At 58.6% G+C, this 22,481-nt stretch carries 25 protein-coding genes and 1 pseudogene; 19 read left to right on the plus strand and 7 right to left on the minus strand.

Features of this window, described 5'->3' with window-relative positions; translation table 11 throughout:
* The 4 genes and pseudogenes from K290_RS0129845 to K290_RS0129860 form a co-directional block, all read left to right on the plus strand.
* Positions 1-268: pseudogene (locus tag K290_RS0129845) on the plus strand (IS66 family transposase); the annotation flags it as partial.
* A gap of 325 nt (positions 269-593) precedes the next feature.
* Positions 594-833 carry a type II toxin-antitoxin system Phd/YefM family antitoxin gene (locus K290_RS0129850; RefSeq protein ID WP_028755104.1) on the plus strand — a complete coding sequence of 80 codons (240 nt, stop codon included), beginning with the start codon at positions 594-596 and terminating at the stop codon, positions 831-833.
* Positions 833-1,252 carry a type II toxin-antitoxin system VapC family toxin gene (locus K290_RS0129855; RefSeq protein WP_028755105.1) on the plus strand — a complete coding sequence of 140 codons (420 nt, stop codon included), beginning with the start codon at positions 833-835 and terminating at the stop codon, positions 1,250-1,252. The genes K290_RS0129850 and K290_RS0129855 overlap by 1 nt, the downstream gene beginning before the upstream one ends.
* Positions 1,242-2,384 carry a site-specific integrase gene (locus tag K290_RS0129860; RefSeq protein ID WP_028755106.1) on the plus strand — a complete coding sequence of 381 codons (1,143 nt, stop codon included), beginning with the start codon at positions 1,242-1,244 and terminating at the stop codon, positions 2,382-2,384. Before K290_RS0129855 ends, K290_RS0129860 begins: the two co-directional genes overlap by 11 nt.
* Positions 2,385-2,531: 147 nt before the next feature.
* Here K290_RS0129860 and K290_RS0129865 read toward each other — a convergent pair whose 3' ends face one another.
* A complete protein-coding gene (locus K290_RS0129865) occupies positions 2,532-3,050 on the minus strand; it encodes a hypothetical protein (protein ID WP_154668697.1) in 519 nt (172 codons plus the stop codon).
* Positions 3,051-3,206: 156 nt separating this feature from the next.
* Here K290_RS0129865 and K290_RS0129870 point away from each other — a divergent pair, with 156 nt between their 5' ends.
* The gene (locus K290_RS0129870) at positions 3,207-4,103 is read left to right on the plus strand and encodes a hypothetical protein (protein WP_028755108.1); all 897 of its coding nucleotides are present in this window, start codon (positions 3,207-3,209) and stop codon (positions 4,101-4,103) included.
* A gap of 9 nt (positions 4,104-4,112) precedes the next feature.
* Here K290_RS0129870 and K290_RS0129875 read toward each other — a convergent pair whose 3' ends face one another.
* The 4 genes from K290_RS0129875 to repA all read right to left on the minus strand — a co-directional run bounded on the left by K290_RS0129875 (position 4,113) and on the right by repA (position 8,712).
* Complete coding sequence (locus K290_RS0129875) at positions 4,113-4,886, minus strand: hypothetical protein (RefSeq protein WP_028755109.1); 774 nt, start codon at positions 4,884-4,886, stop codon at positions 4,113-4,115.
* Positions 4,887-5,018: 132 nt separating this feature from the next.
* Positions 5,019-6,236 (minus strand): plasmid replication protein RepC, encoded by a 1,218-nt coding sequence (repC, locus tag K290_RS0129880; protein WP_028755110.1) that lies wholly within the window; start codon positions 6,234-6,236, stop codon positions 5,019-5,021.
* A 167-nt stretch (positions 6,237-6,403) separates the two neighbouring features.
* Complete coding sequence (gene repB / locus K290_RS0129885; protein WP_028755111.1) at positions 6,404-7,411, minus strand: plasmid partitioning protein RepB; 1,008 nt, start codon at positions 7,409-7,411, stop codon at positions 6,404-6,406.
* 92 nt (positions 7,412-7,503) lie between these two features.
* Positions 7,504-8,712 (minus strand): plasmid partitioning protein RepA, encoded by a 1,209-nt coding sequence (gene repA / locus K290_RS0129890; RefSeq protein ID WP_051264262.1) that lies wholly within the window; start codon positions 8,710-8,712, stop codon positions 7,504-7,506.
* 369 nt (positions 8,713-9,081) lie between these two features.
* Here repA and traI point away from each other — a divergent pair, with 369 nt between their 5' ends.
* From traI to K290_RS0129955, 13 genes are all read left to right on the plus strand, one after another.
* Positions 9,082-9,705 (plus strand): acyl-homoserine-lactone synthase, encoded by a 624-nt coding sequence (traI, locus tag K290_RS0129895; protein ID WP_028755113.1) that lies wholly within the window; start codon positions 9,082-9,084, stop codon positions 9,703-9,705.
* Positions 9,706-9,708: 3 nt separating this feature from the next.
* On the plus strand, positions 9,709-10,680 hold the full coding sequence (gene trbB / locus K290_RS0129900) for a P-type conjugative transfer ATPase TrbB (protein WP_028755114.1): 972 nt from the start codon (positions 9,709-9,711) through the stop codon (positions 10,678-10,680).
* A gap of 43 nt (positions 10,681-10,723) precedes the next feature.
* Entirely contained in the window at positions 10,724-11,050 is a 327-nt protein-coding gene (locus tag K290_RS0129905) for a TrbC/VirB2 family protein (protein WP_245276708.1), read from the plus strand.
* On the plus strand, positions 11,043-11,342 hold the full coding sequence (locus tag K290_RS0129910; RefSeq protein ID WP_028755116.1) for a conjugal transfer protein TrbD: 300 nt from the start codon (positions 11,043-11,045) through the stop codon (positions 11,340-11,342). The genes K290_RS0129905 and K290_RS0129910 overlap by 8 nt, the downstream gene beginning before the upstream one ends.
* 9 nt (positions 11,343-11,351) lie before the next feature.
* Entirely contained in the window at positions 11,352-13,808 is a 2,457-nt protein-coding gene (locus K290_RS0129915) for a conjugal transfer protein TrbE (protein WP_028755117.1), read from the plus strand.
* Positions 13,780-14,583 (plus strand): P-type conjugative transfer protein TrbJ, encoded by an 804-nt coding sequence (gene trbJ / locus K290_RS0129920; RefSeq protein WP_028755118.1) that lies wholly within the window; start codon positions 13,780-13,782, stop codon positions 14,581-14,583. The genes K290_RS0129915 and trbJ overlap by 29 nt, the downstream gene beginning before the upstream one ends.
* Positions 14,580-14,777, plus strand: coding sequence for an entry exclusion protein TrbK (gene trbK, locus K290_RS0129925; RefSeq protein WP_028755119.1), 198 nt, complete (start codon positions 14,580-14,582; stop codon positions 14,775-14,777). The genes trbJ and trbK overlap by 4 nt, the downstream gene beginning before the upstream one ends.
* Complete coding sequence (gene trbL, locus K290_RS0129930; protein ID WP_028755120.1) at positions 14,771-15,943, plus strand: P-type conjugative transfer protein TrbL; 1,173 nt, start codon at positions 14,771-14,773, stop codon at positions 15,941-15,943. The genes trbK and trbL overlap by 7 nt, the downstream gene beginning before the upstream one ends.
* 24 nt (positions 15,944-15,967) lie before the next feature.
* Positions 15,968-16,630, plus strand: a complete 663-nt coding sequence (locus K290_RS0129935; RefSeq protein WP_028755121.1) for a conjugal transfer protein TrbF — start codon at positions 15,968-15,970, stop codon at positions 16,628-16,630.
* A 17-nt stretch (positions 16,631-16,647) separates the two neighbouring features.
* Positions 16,648-17,460 carry a P-type conjugative transfer protein TrbG gene (gene trbG, locus K290_RS0129940; protein WP_028755122.1) on the plus strand — a complete coding sequence of 271 codons (813 nt, stop codon included), beginning with the start codon at positions 16,648-16,650 and terminating at the stop codon, positions 17,458-17,460.
* A 3-nt stretch (positions 17,461-17,463) separates the two neighbouring features.
* The gene (gene trbH, locus K290_RS0129945; RefSeq protein ID WP_028755123.1) at positions 17,464-17,901 is read left to right on the plus strand and encodes a conjugal transfer protein TrbH; all 438 of its coding nucleotides are present in this window, start codon (positions 17,464-17,466) and stop codon (positions 17,899-17,901) included.
* Between the two features lie 11 nt (positions 17,902-17,912).
* Entirely contained in the window at positions 17,913-19,205 is a 1,293-nt protein-coding gene (gene trbI, locus K290_RS0129950; protein ID WP_028755124.1) for an IncP-type conjugal transfer protein TrbI, read from the plus strand.
* A 186-nt stretch (positions 19,206-19,391) separates the two neighbouring features.
* Entirely contained in the window at positions 19,392-20,093 is a 702-nt protein-coding gene (locus tag K290_RS0129955; protein WP_037136602.1) for an autoinducer binding domain-containing protein, read from the plus strand.
* A 7-nt stretch (positions 20,094-20,100) separates the two neighbouring features.
* Here the strand turns inward: K290_RS0129955 and K290_RS0129960 are convergent, their stop codons facing one another.
* A complete protein-coding gene (locus K290_RS0129960) occupies positions 20,101-20,427 on the minus strand; it encodes a transcriptional repressor TraM (protein ID WP_051264264.1) in 327 nt (108 codons plus the stop codon).
* A gap of 219 nt (positions 20,428-20,646) precedes the next feature.
* On the opposite strand from K290_RS0129960, the gene K290_RS0129965 reads away from it, so the two are divergent.
* Entirely contained in the window at positions 20,647-20,889 is a 243-nt protein-coding gene (locus K290_RS0129965; RefSeq protein ID WP_028755127.1) for a helix-turn-helix domain-containing protein, read from the plus strand.
* Positions 20,890-21,173: 284 nt separating this feature from the next.
* Here K290_RS0129965 and K290_RS0129970 read toward each other — a convergent pair whose 3' ends face one another.
* Entirely contained in the window at positions 21,174-22,424 is a 1,251-nt protein-coding gene (locus K290_RS0129970; RefSeq protein ID WP_037136605.1) for an ATP-binding protein, read from the minus strand.
* Positions 22,425-22,481: the final 57 nt, after the last annotated feature.

The following is a 22,481-nucleotide window of genomic DNA, read 5'->3' on the forward strand; positions in this document are numbered from 1 at the left end:
GTTGCTGAAAGTTCTCGATCATCCCGAGATTCCGCTACACACCAATGCATCCGAAAATGCTTTGCGGAGCTTTGTGACGAAGCGGAAGATCTCCGGCGGCACGATGAGCCGCGATGGTCGTGTTGCACGCGATACCATGCTCGGTCTGATGAAGACCTGCCAAAAGCTCGGGCTATCCTTTTACCACTATCTCGGTGACCGGCTTGGCATCGGCAACGTCGGCCAACCGGTTCCGCCCCTGCCGGCAATCATTCTCGCTAGGGCGTGAACACGGGGTCACTTCAGTCCGGTTGCAGCACCACCGTTGCCCAACGAACCAGCACCGCCACCGAATCTGCCCCACTTACCCGCAGAAGGCTTGTGATGGGTAGTTTCGACAAATCGTAACGCATTGAAATCATGGTAAATGATTTGCTAAACGAACTCTATCTGGAAGTTATGGTTCCTCACTGCGGATGATCGTCGCCTGGCGTTCTCACTTCCGATAAGTATCGCTTATCGGAAGTGAGATGGTCCACCTATTGACCAACGTGAACATTGCGTCTATATCCGGCACACGAAAGACACGGAAACTCGATCAGCGAGAAATGATCATGACTGTCACCGTCAAGGTCGCCGAGGCCAAAACCCATCTGTCCGACTTGCTTGCGAGAGTCGAAGCCGGCGAGGATTTTATCATTGCCCGGGGCAACGATCCCATCGCTCGGCTCGTCGCCATCGACGAACGTCGCCAGCGTCTGGCCGCCATCGAGGCAGTCCGTGCATTACGCGCCCAAGCCAAGCCGGTCACGCAGGAAGAGATTGAGGCCTGGAAGCAGGAAGGCCGGCGCTGATGGCCTTTGTCGTCGATGCCTCGATCGCCGGCGCCTGGCTGCTGCCGGACGAGGATAATACGCTGGCCGAACAGGCAATGACGCGCATGGCCGACGAGGACGCCGTAGCGCCCGATCTGCTGCGCCATGAGATCCGTAGCATTCTCTTGAGTGCCGAGCGGCGTGGTCGGATTTCGGACGACCTTGTCCATTCCGCACTGTCGCGGTTTCGTGTCCTGCCCTTAAAGCTCGTCGGCCCCGGCGACGATACCGAGGTAGTGCGCCTGTCGCGCAAGTACCGTCTCAGCGCCTATGATGCCGCCTATCTCGCCCTCGCCCTGCTCGAGCGTCTGCCGCTTGCCACGCTCGACCGGCGACTGGCCGAGGCCGCACGCACGGAAGGCGTGACCCTTTTGGGACCAATCGAGCATGAGCACTGACTTTCCAGCATCGATTTCAGCACGGGCGGTAACTCTGGACACGATCGCCGCGGTGCTGCCGATCGATCGGCGCGACAAGCTCGCCGAGCTCCTGACCGACCAGGACGTCGAGACGCTCAAACACCTCGTCAACGAAGGCATGGGCGACAACACGTTGCGCGCGCTGACATCAGACCTGGCCTATCTGGAAGCCTGGTCGCTCGCCGCGACCGGCGCTCCCCTGCCCTGGCCGGCGCCAGAAGCGCTGCTGTTGAAATTCGTCGCCCATCATCTGTGGGACCCAGCGAAACGGGAAAGCGATCCGGATCACGGCATGCCGATCAAGGTCGAGCAGGTCCTGCGGGACGGCGGCTTCCTGCGGGTTGTCGGACCGCATGCGCCGGACACCGTGCGCCGTCGGCTGGCGAACTGGTCCACGCTGACCAAGTGGCGCGGCCTCGACGGCGCCTTCGCCTCCCCTGCCCTCAAATCCGCCATTCGCCTGGCCGTTCGCGCCGTGCCGCGGCCACGCCGCCGCAAAAGCGCCAAGGCGGTCACCGGCGACGTCCTTGCGAAACTGTTGGCGACCTGTGGCGGCGACAGCCTGCGCGATATCCGCGATCGGGCAATCCTGATGGTCGCCTTCGCCTCCGGCGGTCGCCGCCGCAGCGAAGTGGCCGGTCTGCGCAAGGAGCAACTGGCGATCGAGCCGCCGGTCACCGGCGAGGACGATATCCCCCTTCCCTCTCTGTCCATCCATCTCGGCCGCACCAAGAACTCGGGCGCCAGCCAGGATGAGGTCGTCTATCTGACCGGCCGGCCGGTGGATGCGCTGAATGCCTGGCTTGTGGCCGCCAAGATCGAAAGCGGCAGTGTGTTTCGGGGGATCGATCGCTGGGGCCATGTTTCGCGCCGGGCGCTCGATCCCAAGGCGGTCAATGACATCGTCAAGAAACACGTGGAAATGGCTGGATTGGAGGTTCGTGAGTTTTCGGCGCATGGGCTGAGGTCGGGCTACCTGACGGAAGCCGCCAATCGTGGCATTCCCCTGCTCGAGGCGATGGAGCAGTCTCGTCATCGCTCAGTGCAACAGGCTGGAAGTTACTATAACAGCGTAGCACGCCGCAGTGGACGGGCCTCAAGACTGATTTGAGGCGCTCGGAAGAACGACGCCTTGCTTAATACGGCAGGAGGCCGCCCCATCTCCTTCAGTTCAGCCATTTTCGCGGCATTTTCGCCATGGAATGCCGCCGCCGCCGTTTCAAGTCACGCGAAGCGCCGGAAGTTTGAACGGGATGTACTACGCCGACCTTGGAGCAAGACTCATCATATAGGACGGCCTTGCCTTTTTTCGGTGACCATCCACCGACATCATCACGCGGGTCAGGTATGGTGAAAATATGTCCTGCTCATCGAAGTGTATCTCAAGGCCGGGATATATCACTGCCTTGTGCGCTTCCAAATAGTCGACCTCGCGAGCAGTGACGAAGTGAGGAGCTGCCGATACAAAAACTGCGAGGAAGATGACCAGCATCAACACAGCCCAGGCGAGGTAGACTACGATTTGGTACGTTTCCTGTGTGACGATCAGCACAACGACGTCCACAAGGACGAAGAAAATAATAGGAACACCGAAGGTCCAGAGAAACATGGGAGATTTAATAATAAACTTAATCTGCGCCAAAACGTCCATCAGTTGCACCACCGTCCGCTGCATTGACTGAGGCAAGTTACTAACACTTGCAACAAGATGGAATACCGACTGTGGCATCAGTGCCGGGCTGGCGTCGCGACGGGTTACTCCCCCTGGAGCGCGCATTTCCTATCGTGATGACCGGACGCTCATCCGCGGAGTTATTTCGACTCTGACGAGCCCCTATTCCGAGGATAATCCAGTTAGATTTGAAAGATTCTTTTCACCTGTCTTTTGGCATCGACGCGCTAAAGGCATCGGACGAAAGATGGTGATCACATTATGGACTTGCATGAACAGTGGGAAGCGCTCGGTAGCTGGGTGCGGGCGGTGGAGCAGAGAGCTTGGCTTTACATTCAGGCTTTCAACAATGACAAGGAACAAGGGGGTGCTGTTGAACTCCAGCTGATCAACGGGCTGGTTTCCGCTTACAATTCGTCATTTGAGTTTGTCGAAAAATGTGACGAACGGGATGTGAAGGGCTTTCCGGAACTTCTCACACGACTTCGGCAAAGTCGAAGGATTCCTGCCGAACATTTCATCCCAAGCCAATTGGAGATTGGGAAAGTGGACAAGCTTTACATCAAAGGATTGGTAAGAGACTTAGTGATTTCACTCGGCCTCATCGAGGCAGATATTACGCGCCTCCTTGCTGACGTTGAAGTGTGGATCGGAGGTAAAACCGAACTCGCGCTCAAACACCTCCAACGGCTCCTTGTGGTGGACCTGCACCTAAAGACCAAATGGAAGTCAGCATACCATCTTCGAGAAACGGCCTGCGAACGATTAGGTGGGGCGCATTTTCTGTGGCACGGACTTTGGGCCTTCAAAGTCGATACTCATGGCGCCAGGACCGATCTTGTTACCTACGAGCCGATTGATGAGCGAGCGGTAGGTGCGTCCGGCGGAGCGTTAGTTCTAACTGAATGGAAGAAGATCGATGATCCCAAGCGAGGAGCTATCGAGCGCGTCTTTGCGCAAGCAAAAGGACAAGCTTTGAACTACGTCTCAGGTGCTCTCGGAGCGATTGAACTCAAGTCTGTTGTTCACTTGGTTGCAGTCAGCCTCTTTCCCATCCCGAAGGCGGAATTGCCGCCCGATACGATTGAGCAAGGAAAGACGATCCGCTTCGTGAACATCGTATTGGACCCTCCCGCCCCCTCTGAGGGAAAATACTAGGACGAGCTTTCACGAGCCCAATAGCCACGCGACTAAGTGCTCAGCTCGAAGTGCAAGGAGAGTCCTTGTCTTAGGGTCCCAGCGTCGAAGCAGGCCAGTGACGACTGCATCGTCGGGACTCCACGCGGTGATGTCACAACCCAGTTCGACGAATCTCGTATTCCATACAAGGGATCCACTAAACCCCTCGGCATTGTCGAACTTCACTCGGTCGCGAACAACGGGATCGGTGCCCGAGGCGATTTTCGTTTTGTCGGGCTCCCAGAACACTTCGAAAATTCGGTCGTCGCCCGTGTCCCTCTTTTCCTGGGAGCAGTAGCCGGTAAGAATACCATCGAAACCGCCAAAACCTATATAGACGTTCTCGCCAGCGACACCGCGGAAGAAGAGGAGTTCGTCGCGTGCAGGTTTGTGAGCTTCGGCGAGCCGGCTGAGCGGAAGTAGTTCAGCTTCGTGTGCCTGAGTCTGCCAGCCTGCCTGGTCGACGAAAAAAACAGATGCGTCAATCGGATCGGGAGCGGCTTTGCCAACTCCGGTCAGCGGTAACAAGCTTTGCGTGCCCAAAGGTTTATGGGCCAGGGGCTGATCGCGCGTGACGTGCTCACAGGTAAGAACTCCGACTGCTCTCTTGCGGCCTTCACCGAAATCAAGGTAAGTCCCAGTGCCGATCCTGGGCGGCTTATCAAGCTCTTCGTGGACGATCGGCGTCACAAACGGTCGTGTATGAACCTTCATCAGGTCTGCAACTAATCCGGATAGCGCATTCCACTGTTCTTCAGTCATTCCCGCCTCCACCTTCTTCAATGGCGTTAAGCCAAAACAACAGCTTAGCGCGTGGTCAGCTGACAACGTTAACCGTTCCGGGCACGATTCGCCTGGGCATTCAACCTCTTCGCGCGGCTCTCAAACCGTGCGTTAACTCACGGCCTCTGCAATCTCGCTGCCTCTGCCTCGAAGAAGTGCCATCAACATAGGTCCGAGCGAAAACTCGCCTCGCCTCGCCCTCGACGTCAGATCGCGAAGATACCCGCCGGCCGATGTAATATGCCCGGCCCGTTCCAATATCGCCGCCATTGCCGCGGCCGCGTTTTCAGGCCCCATTGCCTCGCAGGCTTCCTGGTAGGCCGAGGGGCTCACGCCCAGCATCGATCGCACCACAACGGCTGCCAGCATAAGGTCCCGCCAGCTGCCGATTGCTCCGCCCGGACCATACATGGAAATCTCCGGGCATGCCCGAAGGACCATACCAAGTGGGAATGACTTTATCGATTCGGCTCTCCGCTCAACGTTTTTACTCGGCTTCGCGCCCTGCTCGTTTTCAGAGCTAGGTTCAAATTCATGGCTGGATTCGGTATTTGAATACTGTATGTGCTGACGGAATCCGTCACCATTGGTGTCGGATTCTTCAAGATTGACGTGCCGTTCCAATAGATTGACTACTTCTTCCTTCAGCATCTCGACTTCATCGAGAATTCCGGTCAATTCATCCGCCGCTTTTGCCCGCCGCAGCCGTGCCATGGCTTCGACATAAAGCTCCTCGACCTTGGCCCAATCCCCGGGAACGTGATCTTCCATGGCCGCAGAGATCAATTTTCGGACATCACGTCGGGCAATTGTGATGCGCTCTTTGATGATTTTAAGCTTGCGATTGCCCTCTGCGACCTGCTGGGCCATAACTGCAAGTTCTTCTGAGCGGGCCAGAAGCGGCGCAAGACTGAAGCCATAAGCTGTCTCGATGGAGCCATCGGAGCCCTTGCGCGCGTAGCGCTTGCCATTCGGGCTGTCATTCCGTTGGATGAGGCCAGCCTCGACCAAGAGGGCCAGGTTCTCACGCAGCGTCGTGCCGGCGATACCATTCGCCCTCGCGACGAGCTGAGCATTGGATGGAAACACGATAAGATTCGCTTCCTCTTTCAGCTCGGTCTCAGGGTAGAACGACAGAAGCGCATTTAGCACCGCAAGCGCTCGATCGCGCAAGCCCAGCAAGGATCGCGCATCGCAAGCGTCGCGATAGACCTTCCACTTATCGGCTGACTTGCCACGCCTGATGCCCGCGGATTTGAATTGCGCCGTCACCAAGGCAAGCGTCATTGGCCGCCGCCCAAAGGGCGTCGTCACATCTCCACTCTGCATTTCCTTCACCTTTCAATAGGCAAAAGAAATCCGCTCACCAAAACGGTGCCAAAGACTCTTGACTGCGATTCATGGAAATGCGATTCTCAGGCTGCTTAGACCATTGAGAGAGGCTTCCACGACGGCGACGTTTGGGGGCCTTTTTCTTTTGCTGCTCCTATCCTCATTTATCCTTTAGATGGCGGTTTTGCTTTACTGAAGTCCGCGTAGAGCGTGGGAAGCTGCTCCATAACAAACTTCGCAAAAGCCTCATCCCGATCTCGATTCATTTCAATTTTGCAGTGTTTACCGCCGACGGCGAGCGCGGCGATTTGAAGCCCGTCAGCTGACCTTGCGATCAAGCGAGGAGGGGATGCAGGTGGCGCCTTCGCATCATCTCGCTTGGAGGCTCTCAGCACCGCCAGGAAACGTTCATCAGAATCTTTATGCGGGAACGATTTGTCCTCGGTCGCCTTACGGGCCTTCTTTTCTGCGTCCGCAGCCTTCAAGACGTCCGCGAGCTCCTGCCACCGCGGTCGGCCGATCTTCGGGGCACGGCCGATGGATTCGATGAGCCACCGTGGAACTGCCCGAGCAACGCTTACCAGCTTTTGAACTTCGTGTCGGTCGACCGACAGCGCCGTTTGAATGAGCGACCGTTGAAAACCGCCATCCTCCAATTTCAGGGCAAACGCCGCCCGTTCGATAAACGTCAGGTCTTCTCGAGCGGAATTCTCGATGCCCTGCGCCACGACAAGACGATCGTCATCCAGCTCGCGGACATAGGCTTTCACCCTCATGCCGAGTTCGGCGGTCGCACGTAGGCGGCGGTGGCCATAGGAAACCTGATACCGTCCGATCTCAGTAGGATGCGGTCGAACAAGAATCGGAATTTCTTGCCCATGATCCTTAATCGACGCCTTAAGAGCCTCGACGGCAGCGATATCCTGGTCAGCGAACCGGTCGGCGAAGGGCGATGGGTCTACCAGTTCCGGGTCAAGATCGACTGGGACAGCTCCGTTGGCGACTTGCTGCTTGAGCTCTTCGTAGTCTCGCTCCACCTCTGAGAACGTGTCTTTCAAAGATCGAACCGCACCCGAGGCAACGCGCTGCACAGGCTGCCGCGCCTCATCAGAGGCGACCTGATCATTCCCCCCAGCAAACATCGAACGAATGGACTGTGTGCGTTTGCTCATCGATACGACCTATCCAAACAACCGTTCCAGTAAGAGCTTGTAGTCAGCTGACAACGCATTAAGGCTTTGATTTATTTGAGGGTGCGCCGCCATCATCGCCCCCAAACCTTGTTTATCTGTTCAATCACTTCTAGGTTCACGGCGTTGATGGATTCCATCGCCCGGTCATAGGTCGACCGTCCCACCGCACCGCGCGAAAGCTCGTAGAGCGATTGCTTGGTGAGACCCGCATTGGCGATCGCAGTCGACTTCCATGCCGAGGCCGCCATGACGTCGGTTCCGAAGACATCGCGAAGCAGAGCCACAATTTCCTGCTCGGGGACATCCCGCGGATCGTGCCTTGTGATGAGAAACCGCAGAAAGTCGTAATCGAGCCGTCCGCCGGCTTCTTCGATGACCGATACGAGATCGGACGTCATCAAGAGGAACTGGCTCATCGATGCGACGTCGACCATCTGCGGATGGACAGTTACGATCATGCCGGTCGCGGCATTGAGGGCGCCCATCGTCAGGAAGCCGAGTTGCGGAGGGCAATCTACAACAACGACGTCAAAGTCCTGTTCGACCTGATTGATCGCGCCTGCGACACGTCTGAAAAATAGATCCTCCGGGCGTCCTCGATTTTGCAGCATGAATCTCGGAGTCTGGTGTTCAAATTCCATGAGTTCCAGATTGCCCGGGACAATGCTTATTCCCGTAAAATAGGTGGGCCGGATGACGTCCTTCATCGCCACCCGCTGGTCGTCGTAGCGGATCGCACCATAAAGCGTCGTGTTTTCGGCGACGTCGAACTCCGGCTGATAGCCGAACATTGCGGAGAGTGAAGCCTGAGGATCAAGATCGATCGCGAGGACACGGTAACCCTGCAAAGCTAGTCCTTGCGCTAGATAAACTGCCGTTGTCGTCTTCGCAGAGCCGCCCTTGAAATTTGCGACCGTGATGACCTGCAGTTTGTCGCCGCTTCGCCGGCGCGGCCAAAATCTGCCGGCTTCTTTCGGTCGAGCTCCGGCAAGGTACTCGCGGAGCTGGTTGATCTGCTCCAAAGTGTAAGAGCGGCGTCCTGCGCTCCCCAAATCGGGCGACGGACCAAGGCCATCTAGCGAGAGCTGACGAAGGTAGCCGTCAGAGACGCCGACGATTTCGGCGACCTCGCCAGAAGTGAAAGATCGAAGCGACTTCTGTGCGGTAGGAGGAAAGGCGCGCTCGCCGACCGCCCTGAGTCTCGCTGAGAGCGCTTCCGCGCGCTGGGTGATGTGTGCGGAAGTTGATGGTCGATTGATGTGCCTGTCAATCACGTTCACTTTGGCCTCGGGTTTTCAGACGGTTTATTAGCGTCAGACGCGTTATTGCCGTCTCAAGATAACGCACGATTCTAACGATGCCGCAAGGGAAATAGGGTTAACAAGACCTTAACGCCGCAAGCCAGCGACAGCCCCGACATTTTGCACCAGGACAATTCGCCTTTAATTTCCTTTAGATAGGCGATGTCGAGATCAAATTCGCCAGCGAGCTTACTAACACTTTTGATAGTAACTTCGACGCGTTTCGAACAGGCCGTCCGAGCTCAGCACGCCTGTTGCCCACAGAATCACTGCTAACACTTCTGCTAGTAGATCGCCTGCTCTCCCACGTGCACACCTCCTGCGTTGATTCAGGCAAGAGGCTCGTCAATGCGCGTAAAGGCAATTCGCAATGCAAAGTCACTCGAAGATTTGAACCTGCTGGACCAGATGCACCGGCTTCGTGCAACGGTGTTTGGAGGACGACTTTCCTGGAAAGTCCACTGCTTCGAGGGCAGGGAATTCGATGAGTTCGACGCCCTCTCCCCGACCTACATACTGGCAATCGCCACAGATGATCGCGTGGTCGGATGTGCTCGGTTGCTCCCAGCCGTAGGCACGACCATGCTGCAGACCGTTTTCCCGCAGTTGCTCGAAACTGGCCGGCTTGTCGCACACAGCCAGATGATCGAGAGCTCGCGATTTTGCGTCGATACAGCATTTGCCGAGGGGAGGGGGGAAAGCTCACTCCACAATACGACCTTGGCGATGTTCGCCGGCATCGTCGAATGGTGCATGCTGAACGGCTATACAGAAATCGCCACAGCGACCGATCTCCGATTCGAGCGTATCCTGAAGCGCGCCGGCTGGCCCATGCGCCGCCTCGGCTCCCCGACGATGATCAATGAAACACACAGTGTCGCTGGCGTCCTGACCGCCGACCAAGCCAGCTTTGATCGTCTCCGGCCGCAACACTATCACTCTTCGTTCATGACCCACCAGAAGGCTGCGTGAGAAATGATGACCTCACAACATCGCTCTCTTCCGCGTTTGGTGAGCAAGCTCCAAAATGCCCTTGGCGATCATCTCTGCGTGGCGCTTGAGGATCCAAGCGTGGTGGAGATCATGCTCAATCCGGACGGAAAGCTCTTCATCGAACGGCTGGGACACGGCATGGCTGCCGCAGGGGAGATGCAGCGAGCGGCGGCCGAGACCGTGATCGGCAGCGTTGCTCATGTTCTCAACTCCGAGGTCGACGATGAAAGTCCCATCGTTTCGGGGGAGCTTCCGATCGGCGGCCATCGGTTCGAAGGTCTGTTGCCGCCTGTGGTCGCTGGTCCGTCCTTTACAATTCGCCGGCGCGCGTCGCGGCTTATCCCGCTCGACGACTATGTTGCGAGCAAGACGATGACGGCCGAGCAGGCAAAAGTCATTCGGAGCGCGGTCGCCTCGAAGCTGAACATCGTTGTTGCCGGCGGGACCGGCTCGGGCAAGACGACGCTGACAAATGCGATCCTGGGGGAGATTGTTCTTCAGACTCCCGACGACAGGTTGGTCATTCTTGAGGATACGGCAGAAATCCAGTGTGCCGCTGACAACGCCGTCTGCCTGCACACGAGCGACACCGTCGACATGTCTCGCCTGCTCAAAAGCACGATGCGGCTTCGACCAGACCGTATCATCGTCGGCGAGGTTCGCGACGGCGCGGCACTCACGCTCCTGAAAGCGTGGAACACCGGCCATCCCGGCGGGATCGCCACCGTCCATTCAAACACGGCGCGCTCCGCCTTGCAGCGCCTCGAGCAGCTCACCGCCGAGGCAAGCCAGCAGCCGATGCAGGCCGTGATCGGTGATGCAGTGGATCTCATCATTTTCATCGAAAGGACGCCCAGGGGGCGGCGCGTCACGGAAATTCTCCACGTCAGCCGCTTTGCCGGCGGCCAATACCAAGTCGAAGCCTATGCAGAGGACGCACGTGATGCAGCTTAACCGATCCCTTCACTATGTCGGTCTCCTAGCCGTCGGCGCAGTCATGATGGCAACGCCGGCCTTGGCCAGCTCCGGCGGCAGTCTTCCCTGGGAAGGACCACTGCAACAAATCCAGGAATCGATCACCGGTCCGGTTGCCGGTGCTATTGCACTGGCCGCGGTCGCGATTGCCGGCGGGATGTTGATCTTTGGCGGTGAGCTGAACGATTTCGCGCGGCGGCTCGTCTATGTCGTGCTTGTTGCCGGCATTCTGCTCGGCGCCACCAACATCGTCGGCCTGTTCGGTGCCACAGGCGCCTCGATCGGAGTCTACGACGAGCGAGCCACTTCCACCGATCAAATTGGAGAAGGGGAGGGGGCTCATGGCTGAGTCCTTGTCCGGCCTACAGCGCAACCGCATCCATCGCGCGCTGTCACGGCCGAATCTTCTGATGGGCGCCGACCGGGAGCTTGTGCTGCTCACGGGTCTTGCCGCCGTCATTCTGATCTTCGTGGTGCTGACGCTCTATTCGGCGCTGTTCGGGATCGTCGTCTGGATCGTCATCGTCGGGCTGCTCAGAATGATGGCCAAGTCCGATCCGCTGATGCGGCAGGTCTATATCAGGCACATCTCCTACAAGCACTACTACAAATCGACCACGTCTCCGTGGCGGCACTATTGAGGGGAAGGTATGGTCGCTCTCAAACGCTTCCGGGCCACCGGCCCATCCTTCGCCGACCTCGTTCCTTATGCCGGCCTGGTCGACAACGGCGTGCTCCTGCTGAAGGACGGCAGCCTGATGGCCGGCTGGTATTTTGCCGGGCCGGATTCCGAAAGTGCCACCGACCTCGAGCGCAACGAACTGTCGCGCCAGATCAATTCAATCCTGTCGCGGCTCGGAAGCGGTTGGATGATCCAGGTCGAAGCCGTACGGATTCCGACATTCGATTACCCCTCGGAAGATCGCTGCCATTTCCCCGACGCGGTCACACGGGCGATCGACGCGGAGCGCCGGGCGCATTTCGAACGGGAGCGGGGACATTTCGAGAGCAAGCATGCGCTGATCCTGACCCATCGGCCGCTCGAATCCAAAAAGACCGCTTTGAGCAAATACATCTATTCCGACGAGGAGAGCCGCAAGAAGACCTATGCGGACACGGTGCTCTTCATCTTCAAGAACGCGGTCCGCGAGATCGAGCAGTATTTCGCCAGCACCGTTTCGATCCGACGGATGGAAACGCGGGAAGTTCGCGAGAGGGGAGGGGAGCGTATCGCGCGCTATGACGAATTGCTGCAGTTCGTCCGCTTCTGCATCACCGGCGAGAACCACCCGATACGGCTCCCCGATGCCCCCATGTATCTCGACTGGGTCGCCACGGCCGAACTCGAGCACGGGCTGACCCCGAAGGTCGAGAACCGTTTCCTCGCGGTGGTGGCAATTGACGGACTGCCGGCAGAGAGCTGGCCCGGGATCCTCAACAGCCTCGACCTGATGCCGCTCACCTATCGGTGGTCGTCGCGCTTCATCTTCCTCGACGCGGAAGAGGCGCGTCAGAAACTGGAGCGAACCCGCAAGAAGTGGCAGCAGAAGGTTCGCCCGTTCTTCGACCAGATATTCCAGACGCAAAGCCGCTCAGTCGATCAGGATGCCATGACAATGGTCGCCGAAACTGAGGATGCCATCGCGCAGGCGTCTTCACAGCTGGTTGCCTACGGCTACTATACCCCGGTCATTGTCCTATTCGACGGTGATCGCGAGGCGCTTCAGGAAAAGGCCGAGGCGATCCGCAGACTGATCCAGGCGGAGGGATTCGGCGCACGGGTCGAAACGCTCAACGCAACAGATGCCTATCTCGGTAGCCTGCCGGGCAACTGGTACGCCAACATCCGCGAGCCGTTGATCAATACCAGCAATCTCGCGGACCTAATCCCACTGAACTCGGTGTGGTCCGGCAATCCGGTGGCGCCGTGCCCCTTCTACCCGCCGAACTCACCGCCACTGCTGCAGGTGGCCAGCGGATCAACGCCGTTCCGACTCAATCTGCATGTCGATGACGTTGGCCACACTTTGATCTTCGGGCCGACCGGCTCGGGCAAGTCGACGCTTCTGGCGCTGATCACAGCGCAGTTCCGGCGTTACGAGCACTCTCAGATCTTCGCCTTCGACAAGGGAAATTCGCTGCTGCCACTGACGCTGGCTGCCGGCGGCGACCACTACGAAATCGGCGGTGATCATGCGGAGGAGGAGAAGGCCTTGGCCTTCTGCCCCCTCTCGGATCTTGCCACGGACTCGGATCGGGCCTGGGCCACGGAATGGATCGAGATGTTGGTCGCGCTGCAGGGCGTCACGATCGCGCCCGACCATCGCAACGCCATCTCGCGGCAGGTTGGTCTCATGGCCAATGCGCCCGGGCGCTCGCTGTCGGATTTCGTGAGTGGCGTGCAGATGCGGGAGATCAAAGACGCGTTGCACCATTATACGGTCGATGGTCCCATGGGCCAGCTTCTCGATGCCGAGGAGGATGGGCTCACGCTCGGCGCCTTCCAGACTTTCGAGATCGAGCAATTGATGAACATGGGCGAGCGCAATCTGGTTCCCGTACTCACCTATCTGTTCCGACGGATCGAGAAGCGCCTCGACGGCTCGCCAAGCCTAATCGTGCTCGATGAAGCCTGGTTGATGCTCGGCCACCCGGTCTTCCGAGCCAAGATCCGCGAGTGGCTGAAGGTGCTCCGCAAGGCCAATTGTGCCGTGGTCCTCGCCACGCAATCGATCTCGGATGCCGAACGTTCCGGGATCATCGACGTGCTGAAGGAATCCTGCCCGACAAAGATCTGCCTTCCGAACGGCGCTGCTCGGGAGCCCGGCACGCGCGAATTCTATGAACGGATCGGGTTCAACGAGCGCCAGGTCGAGATCGTTTCGAACGCCATTCCCAAGCGCGAATACTACGTCGTCAGCCCCGAAGGCCGGCGGCTGTTCGACATGGCACTCGGTCCCGTGGCTCTCAGCTTCGTCGGGGCATCCGGCAAGGAAGACTTGAAGCGCATCCGCACGCTTCATTTTGAACACGGCCGCGACTGGCCGATCCACTGGCTTCAGATGAGAGGAGTTCACGATGCCGCATCGCTGCTCAACGTCGAATAAATTCGTCGCAGGTCTTGCGGCCATCGCCTTGGCGATTGGAAGTACCTCACCGGCAAGGGCCGGTACCGCAACAGGTGCGGCGACCGAGTGGACGCAGGTGCTCAACAATGGCGAGTTGGTCGCCCTCGTCGGTAAATCCGGCGAGCAGATTCAGAACCAGCTCACGCAGATCAACCAGCTGGCGCAGCAGATCGAGACGCAGCTGAACATCTATCAGAACCTGCTGCAGAACACGGCCACCCTCCCGTCGCATATGTGGGGGCAGGTCGAGAGCGACCTCAATCAGCTCCGCAGCATCGTCGATCGGGGCCAGAGCATCGCATTCTCCATGGGCAACGCCGACGACGTATTGCAACAGCGATTCCAGAGCTATTCGACGCTGCAGACCAATCTGCCAAACAAAGAAACATTCTCCTCGACCTATCAAACCTGGTCGGACACCAACCGCGACACGATCGCCAGCACGCTGAAGGCGGCGAGCCTCACGGCCGATCAGTTCGACAGCGAGGAAAGCACCATGTCCTCACTGCGGTCGATGTCCGAGACGGCCGACGGGCAAATGAAGGCCCTGCAGGTCGGCCACGAGATCGCCGCGCAACAAGTCGCCCAGATGCAGAAGCTTCGCGGTCTCGTCTCACAGCAGATGACGATGATGGGGACCTGGCTCCAGACCGAGCAGACCGACAAGGACCTGGCACAAGCGCGCCGGGAGAAATTCTTCAATGCCGAGGTCAAAACCATTCCGGAAGGTCAGAAGATGGAGCCCCGCTGGTGAGCCGCGCTGTCGTCATCGCCTTGGTCATATCTGTTGCTGCTGTCTCGTCTGCCGCGACGGTGCTGATCATCCTCAACGATGGGGGCAAGCCTTCGCTCACCGAGGAACAGCGGGCGGCACGGGAAAAATTCTTCGGCTCGAGTAAGGAACTGCCGCCGGTCAAAGAGGGCCAGGAGATGCGTCCGAGATGGTGAAGTTCACTGCACGTACTTTCCTTATCGCGGGACTCGTGGCCGTCGTCTTCGTTGCACCCGCTTTCGCGCAGGAGGGACAGGTTCTCACTGAACTGGAGAACCAGGTTTCGGCGGCCGCTAAAGGGTGGGAAACCACCATCATGGACGCGGCGAAATCGCTGTTCTGGATCCTGGCCACCATCGAGGTCGGTATCGCGGCCGTTTGGCTCGGAATTCAGGCCGCCTCTCTCGACAGTTGGTTTGCCGAACTTGTCCGGCGGATCATGTTCATCGGATTTTTCGCTTTCGTCCTGACGCAAGGTCCGACCTTCGCCCGCGCGGTCGTCGATAGTCTTTTCCAGATCGGCGCCGGCGGTGGTTCGGCATCCCCCGCCGAAATCTTCGACGCCGGCATTCGGGTGGCATCACAGATGTCACAGCAAGCGCAATTCGGTGTGTTCGAGGACAACGCGCTGGCGATCGCCGCGGTGCTGGCGATGGGCGTCGTCGTCATCTGCTTTTCGCTTGTCGCCGCGATTTTCGTGTCGGTCATGGTCGAGATGTATGTCGGCCTGCTCGCCGGCATGATCATGCTCGGGCTGGGCGGCTCATCCTTCACCAAAGACTTTGCCGTCCGCTATCTCGTCTACGCTTTCGGAGTCGGCATGAAGCTAATGGCATTGGTGATGATCGCCAAGATTGGATCTCAAGTGTTGCTAGGCCTCGCGAACGCGCCAACGGCGTCTTCGGATCAATTCGTGACGACCCTGGCGATCGCCGGCATCTCGGTCGTGGTGTTCATCATCGCCATGTATGTGCCGAGCATCATCCAGGGTGTCGTCCAGGGAGCCTCGGTTTCCGGAGGCATGGAAGCGATCCGCCACGGCGCACAAGCAGCGTCGTTCGGAGCAGGGGCAGGCTTCCTCGCGGGCGGCGCTGCCAGTGCCGGCTTTGCGGCCGGGCAAGCGGCCCGCGCCGCCGGCTCTTCGGTCGCGGGCGCTGCGCTCCGAGGGATTGGCGCCGGCATCGGATCGGCGGGCAAAGCTGCCGGGTCCGCGGCGAAGGAGAAGGCAATCGGCTCACCCGGCGCTTATGCGGGCTCGATCCTGGGGCTGGCCAACGCCAAGCTCGATCAGAGCCGCGGCGGGCATAGCGGGCCAAACCCGCCTCCCGAACGCAAAGACTAACAGCAATCAGAAAGTGATGGATCGATGGCAGCGAACGGCGCCCCCGAAAACCCCTATCTTGCCGCACGCCAGGAGTGGAGCGAACGATATGGTTCCTATGTGCAGGCGGCCGCCGCGTGGCGGATCGTCGGCATTCTCGGTCTAACCATGGCGGTCATCGGCTTCGCATATGCGATCTATCTGAGCACCCAGGTCAAGCTGGTGCCCTATATCGTCCAGGTCGACAAATTGGGCACGGCGGTGACCGCCGGTTTCCCCGAACAGATCGAATATGCGGACGTGCGGGTCGTGCGCTCCACGCTCGGCAACTTCGTCACCAGCTTCCGTTCGATCACGCCTGACGCCGTGGTGCAGAAGCAATATATCGACCGGACCTACGCGCTCCTTCGGACCTCCGATCCATCGACCGAGAAAATCAATTCGTGGTTCCGGGGCAATTCGCCTTTCGAGAAGGCAAAATCCGCCACCGTTGCCATCGAGGTCAACAATATCGTGGCACTGTCGAACCAGACCTATCAGATCGACTGGACCGAATACGAACGGGACCGCAAGGGAAAAGAAACCGGCACCCGCCGGTTTCGCGGAATCGCGACGGTGGCGCTGACTGCGCCGCAGGACGAGGCGACGATCCGCCTTAATCCGATCGGTCTTTACGTCCGGGACTTCGACTGGACGGCACAGCTTTAAGGGCAGGGGACTTTTCAATGCACAGAACAGGATTGATGGCGGCCGCCGGCTGCATGGCCGGACTCGTCTTTGTGGGTGGCACGCACGCCCAAAGCATGACGACAGAGGAGGTTAAGGCCACCAGGCTATCGAGCAAGTGGCGGGGGACAGCCGGCCTCGTCACCACCGGACCGGACGGAAAGGTGATCTTCCTGTTCGGTGAAACGCAGCCCTCAGTCGTCTGCTCACCGCTGCAGGTCTGCGATATCGAGCTGCAGGGTGGGGAGATCGTCCGCGATGTGCTGGTCGGCGACACCGTTCGCTGGAAGGTCGAGCCGGCGACATCAGGCGCCACCGGCGGCCAGGCGATCCACCTGATCGTCAAGCCATCGGAACCCGGTCTCGTCACTTCGATGGTGGTGACGACGTCGCGTCGCACCTATCATATCCAGCTGAAATCGCATCCGAGCCAGTATATGGCCCGTGTCGGCTTCGAATATCCCGAGGACGTCTCGACCAAACTCGCCGACATCAATTCCCGGCTTGAAGCCGGCGGAATTCCGGGGACGGCGCCGGACAAGCTGAACTTCTCCTATTCGATAAGCGGTTCCGCTCCCTGGCGGCCAAAGCGGGTCTATTCGGACGGCACGAAAACCTACATCCAGTTTTCGAAATCGATTTCGGGCCAGGATGCGCCAGTGCTCTTCGTCGTCTCCGGCGGCCAGAACCGCATCGTCAACTATCGTATGAAGAACGACATGATGGTCGTCGACTATGCGGTCGACAAGGCGATCCTCGTCTCCGGCGTCGGCTGGCGCCAACAGAAGATCACCATCCGGCGGGGAGGCTGAACCATGCGCAAGCTTCTCCTCTTCATCATTGCTGCCAGTTTTCTTGCCGGCTGCCAAACGGCCGAAGATGGATTGACCACGAACTCCACACCCGTTGCGCTCACCGGCCCGGCCGCCAGTGCCATTGCCGGTGACATGGCGAGCCGGCTCGCAGAGCAGATCGGCCCCGCCGGCACAACGACGCTTAAGATGGAACAGGACTCGTCCGATTTTGCGGTGGCACTCGAAGCGGCACTGAAGGGCTGGGGCTATACGGTGATCACCGACGGCAAGGTCGGCAAGGACGTCAAACCGGTCGAGCTCGCCTATTCGATCGATGGCGCCGGCGGTCAGGTGCTTGCAAGCCTCTCAACGCCATCAATCGCGATTGGGCGAGCCTATTCGACATCGGCGGCCGGCGCCACGCCGGCGAGCCCGCTCTCGATCCTGCAGCGAAACTGAGGGAGGCGAGAATGGTCCAATCTCTGCAACTCGGTGCCTCCACTCAGGCCAACGCTCAGAACGGCATGCGCCGCCTCAATCGGCTGCCGATCGTCGTCGCGATCATCGTCGTCGCGCTGTTTGTGGGCGTTGTCGTGATCGGACTGTCTTGGCGCGGCTTGGGGTTCAACCGCAGCAGCGATATCGACAGCGCATCGAATACACCGGCAACCAACTTCGGTGACCAGCTCAAACGCGGCGTCACCGACGGCATCATCGGCGAGCCGGTCGAACGCGAAGCATTCCAGCCAACGCCCGCCGTCGAACAGAAGGTCGAGAAGGAAACGCCTGTCGTCGACCGGCCGCCCATCGAGCGGCAAGAACGACGCTCACAGCTCGAATCCGAAGCAGAATGGAAAGCTCGCCTGAAGCGTGAACAGGACGAACAGTATATCCGCGAGGCCCAGCGCCAGCGTATGGCCCGGCTGCAGGCCCGGGCAACGGCGCTTGAGTCACCTCTGAAGGTCGATATCTCGGATGTCGACAAGACGACGAACATCACCGATTCTAGCCGGCAGAACACGACGGCAACTGCGAACAATGCGTCCGACCTCTATGCAGCCGCCATGAAATCCGGCCTCATGGATCAGAACGTAGATCCCAATGCCCAGACTTCGAAGGAGGACTTCTTCAACCAGGACATCAAGGACCTCGGCTATCTCCCGAACAAAGTCGTTCCCCAGTTTTCGCCATACGAGTTGAAGCGCGGATCAGTCATTCCCGCAACGCTCATCACTGGTTTGAATTCCGATCTGCCCGGGCGGATCACGGCGCAGGTCAGCCAGAACGTCTACGACAGCGCGACCGGCCATCGTCTTCTCATTCCGCAAGGGGCGAAGCTCTTCGGCCGTTATGACTCCAAGATTTCTTTCGGGCAAGAGCGGGTGCTGGTCGTCTGGACAGACTTGATCTTTCCCAACGGCTCGACCCTTCAGATCGGCGGCATGGCCGGTACGGATGCGGAAGGATATGGCGGCTTCAAGGACAAGGTCGATCGGCATCTCTGGCGCACGTGGAGTTCAGCCGCACTTGTGGCGCTGATTGGCACGGGTATCGATATGTCGATGCCGGAGAGCTCGACGCTTGCGACACAGGATACAGCGTCGGATGCAGCACGACGGAACTTCGCCGAGAGTTTCGGCCGCGTCGCCGAGCAGACGATCTCCAAGAACCTCAATGTGCAGCCGACGATCAACGTTCGACCAGGTTATCGTTTCAATGTCCTGGTTGATCAGGATATCATCTTCCCCGCGGTCTACCGCTGAGCCGCGGGCGCCAAGTTGGTTTGCGTGCGTGTATTTGCTGTTGTGCAGCAACCACACATAGGAAAATTCCTTCCATCAACAGTCAACTTTTTAGTTTTGCAGCACTTGAAACATCTGCCCTTCACGCGCACGTAAGCTGCCGAGCAGGAATTTGACGCGTTGCGTCCAGTTGCTTGGAGGCTTCAATTGAATCAGTGGTTTGAGCGTTTGAGCGAGCAAGTTGCACTCTCACAGGACGAGCCTGCGGTCAGGTCGACACTACAAAGGTTGACCTACGAAGCGGGCTTCAATGCTTACGCCTATCTCAGTTTCCAGGCGGAAACGCAGACCGCTGTTTCCAACTATCCGGAAGAATGGCAGCAGCGATATTTCGATCTTAGCTACGCTTCGATCGATCCCGTCATTCGAACAGCCAGAGATCGCCAGGAAGCGTTTGCCTGGTCGAACGTCGCGACCGGCCGGACGAGCAAGGAGCGCCGAAAGTTTTTCGGGGAGGCCGCAGAATTTGGGATCCGGTCGGGGATTACGGTTCCTATCAAGACGGGCTTCGGCCGGATGGCGATGCTCACGCTTGCCTCGAGCGAAGTGGGCTTTGCCGAAGCACAGGTCCTCAATCCAGTCGGCGCTGCGGCCTCCTTCGGTCAGGTGCATTCCCGATTGGAATTGATGCGGTTGCGGCCTACGCGTCGCAGCAACATACGCCTGAAATCCGACGAACTGACCTGCCTCAGGTGGTCGGCCGAAGGCAAGTCAATGAAGGCCATCGCAATCATCGAAAACACGACTTACGCGAATGTCTGCTTCTTCCTGCGCAACGCCAAGAGCGCACTCGGAGCCTCGACCCTTCCGCAGGCGACCGCCTTGGCGAAGGAGTTCGGCTTGATCTGACGAAAGCTCAGTGAGACGTCGACTTGGGAATTTCTGGAATGTAGCCCAGGACATCGAGAAGCGTTGATACGACCGTCTGCTGCGCGTGAACGGCGATCATCGCGGAAATATACGTCCGCCTGTTTTCCGTGAGCTCGATTTGATCCGTCCCCGAGTCCAGCGAAGATTCGATCCGAACCGCTTCGTCACGCAGGCGACGATGCTTCTCGATTTCTTCGACGACGAACCGCTCGATCTCGTCGGGCCTGAGGCCATCCATCAGACCGATGAGCGGCCTCAACACCAACTTTTCGCCCGAGACGAGATCGTTGCGTTTCGCGCCCGCTCTATCCACCAATATTCGCCCCTTGCGGTCCGTCTACGCATTGAATCGTCAAGACATCCAGGGAGGGCGAAGCCGTACTTCGACCCAAATTTGCCCCGGGTGCATCGCGCACCCTGCGACTACTAACCAATTTCGTCCTTCACGCAAAGGGCAGGAGTCATGGCTCAGTGGCGCGTTTACATACTATAGTTGATAAACTTAAAGTGTGTAAACGACGATCTTCGGCGCATGGATATGCGCAAACTGGTCGGCTCGAACTTCGCGCGCCTCCGTCGGGAGAAAGGCCTGACGCAGGAGCAGGTCGAATTGCGATCAGGCATTAGCCAGCAGTATCTGAGCGGTCTCGAACACGGCCGGCGTAACCCGTCGATCATTACCCTCTACGAACTCGCTCAAGCGCTTGAGGTCAGTCACGTTGATCTAGTCATGCCGATTGGTGACGCCGACCTCGATGTGAAAGCCGACCAATGAAGTGGCTCGCCTGAAGGCCAGCCGATCCTTTGAGACCGCTCTTCATGGTGAAAATGCGGCTCTTCGTGGGTGGAAGCTTTCAATGAGCCGCCGTGTCAATTTCAATTGGTCATGCCTTAACTTTCAATTGGTCACTCTGCCGCCCTTGCGGTCGCGATATGAAAAATGGGCTTGCCGTACTGGTGCTCCTGGCGATCGCAGATCGAACGGGGATGAGTGTCATTCTTCAAAACTGGCGCGAATAGTCCCGTCCCCCTTGACCCCCGACGCTGCTCGTTCGCGGCTCACATTGTCCATAGAAGAGATAGCGGGGCTGCTTGGAGCTTTTCTCCAAATGGCGTCACTCGGTCGTGGTCGTGTAAGACGAGCCCTCGCACGAAACGATCGCCGACCGCCTCTTGTAACTGGCGCAATCCCCGAAAATCGTCAGACTTCACTGTTGCTGACGCCTTAACTTCTATCCCGACAATTCGGCCGCGCCGATCCTCGATGATGACATCGACTTCATCTCGGTCTCGCGTCCGGTAGTGGGAGAAGGAAAAGCGCCGGTCTGACCATGACGCCAGCTTCAGCAATTCTGAAACCACGAAGCTCTCAAGCAGAGCGCCAAAACGACCTTTGTCGACGCGTAACGCATCCGCTTCATCCTCTCGCAACGTCGCAAGCAGCCCTGTGTCCAGAAAGTGAAGCTTTGGTGTCTTGACGAGCCGGCTCAAGCGGTTGTTGGACCACGGGACAAGTGTCCTGATCAGAAAGAGGCGCTCAAGGATAGCAACGTATTTCTGTGCGGTGATGCTCGACAAGCTGAGTGCAGCGCCGAAACTGCTGTGATTGACCAATTGTCCGGCGTGTTCCGCCAGGACCTCGAGCAGCCGCGGAAGCCGGTCCAACTGATCGATGTTGGCGATATCACGCACGTCGCGGTCGAGGATCAATTTCACATAATCTTCAAGCCAAGCAGTCCGCCGGCCGGGCGTCGGCCGACGCAAGGCTTCGGGATAGCCACCCTGTAGTACCGTCAACAACAGGTCGTCACCAACCACGGTGTCTTCCCCGGCGGAAGGCTCATCTCCGGCAAACAGCCGATCCAGAAGACGACCGGGTGTGGATCGGATTTCAGATTGGGCAAATGGCAATAACGGGACGACGGCCATTCGGCCGGCGAGCGAATCTGCAATCGCCGGAACGGTGGCCAGATTGGCTGAGCCCGTGAGCAAGAACCGTCCCGGCTCGTCATCGCGATCAACGCTTTCCTTGATCGCCAGTATCAGTTCGGGCGCCCGTTGCACCTCATCGATCACGGCCCGTTTGATGCCGCGGATAAAGCCGATTGGATCGGTCCTTGCTGCATTCAGCGTACCGACATCGTCGAGGGAGATAAATGGACGATCGGAGCCAGAGACCTGTCGCGCAAGCGTTGTTTTTCCGGCTTGCCGCGGGCCGGCGATGAGCACGACGCGTGTGTCAGTCAGCGCCGTTTCCACGATCTGTCGGGCTTTTCGTTCAATCAGCTTTTTCGGCGGCGAATCTGTCATCGGCTAAGATTAACCGAGTTCTCGGCTAATTTAAAGCACGCGTCCGGCGGATTTTAA

This window comes from Rhizobium leucaenae USDA 9039 (genome assembly GCF_000426285.1).
In the GTDB taxonomy this organism is placed as follows: Bacteria; Pseudomonadota; Alphaproteobacteria; order Rhizobiales; family Rhizobiaceae; genus Rhizobium; species Rhizobium leucaenae.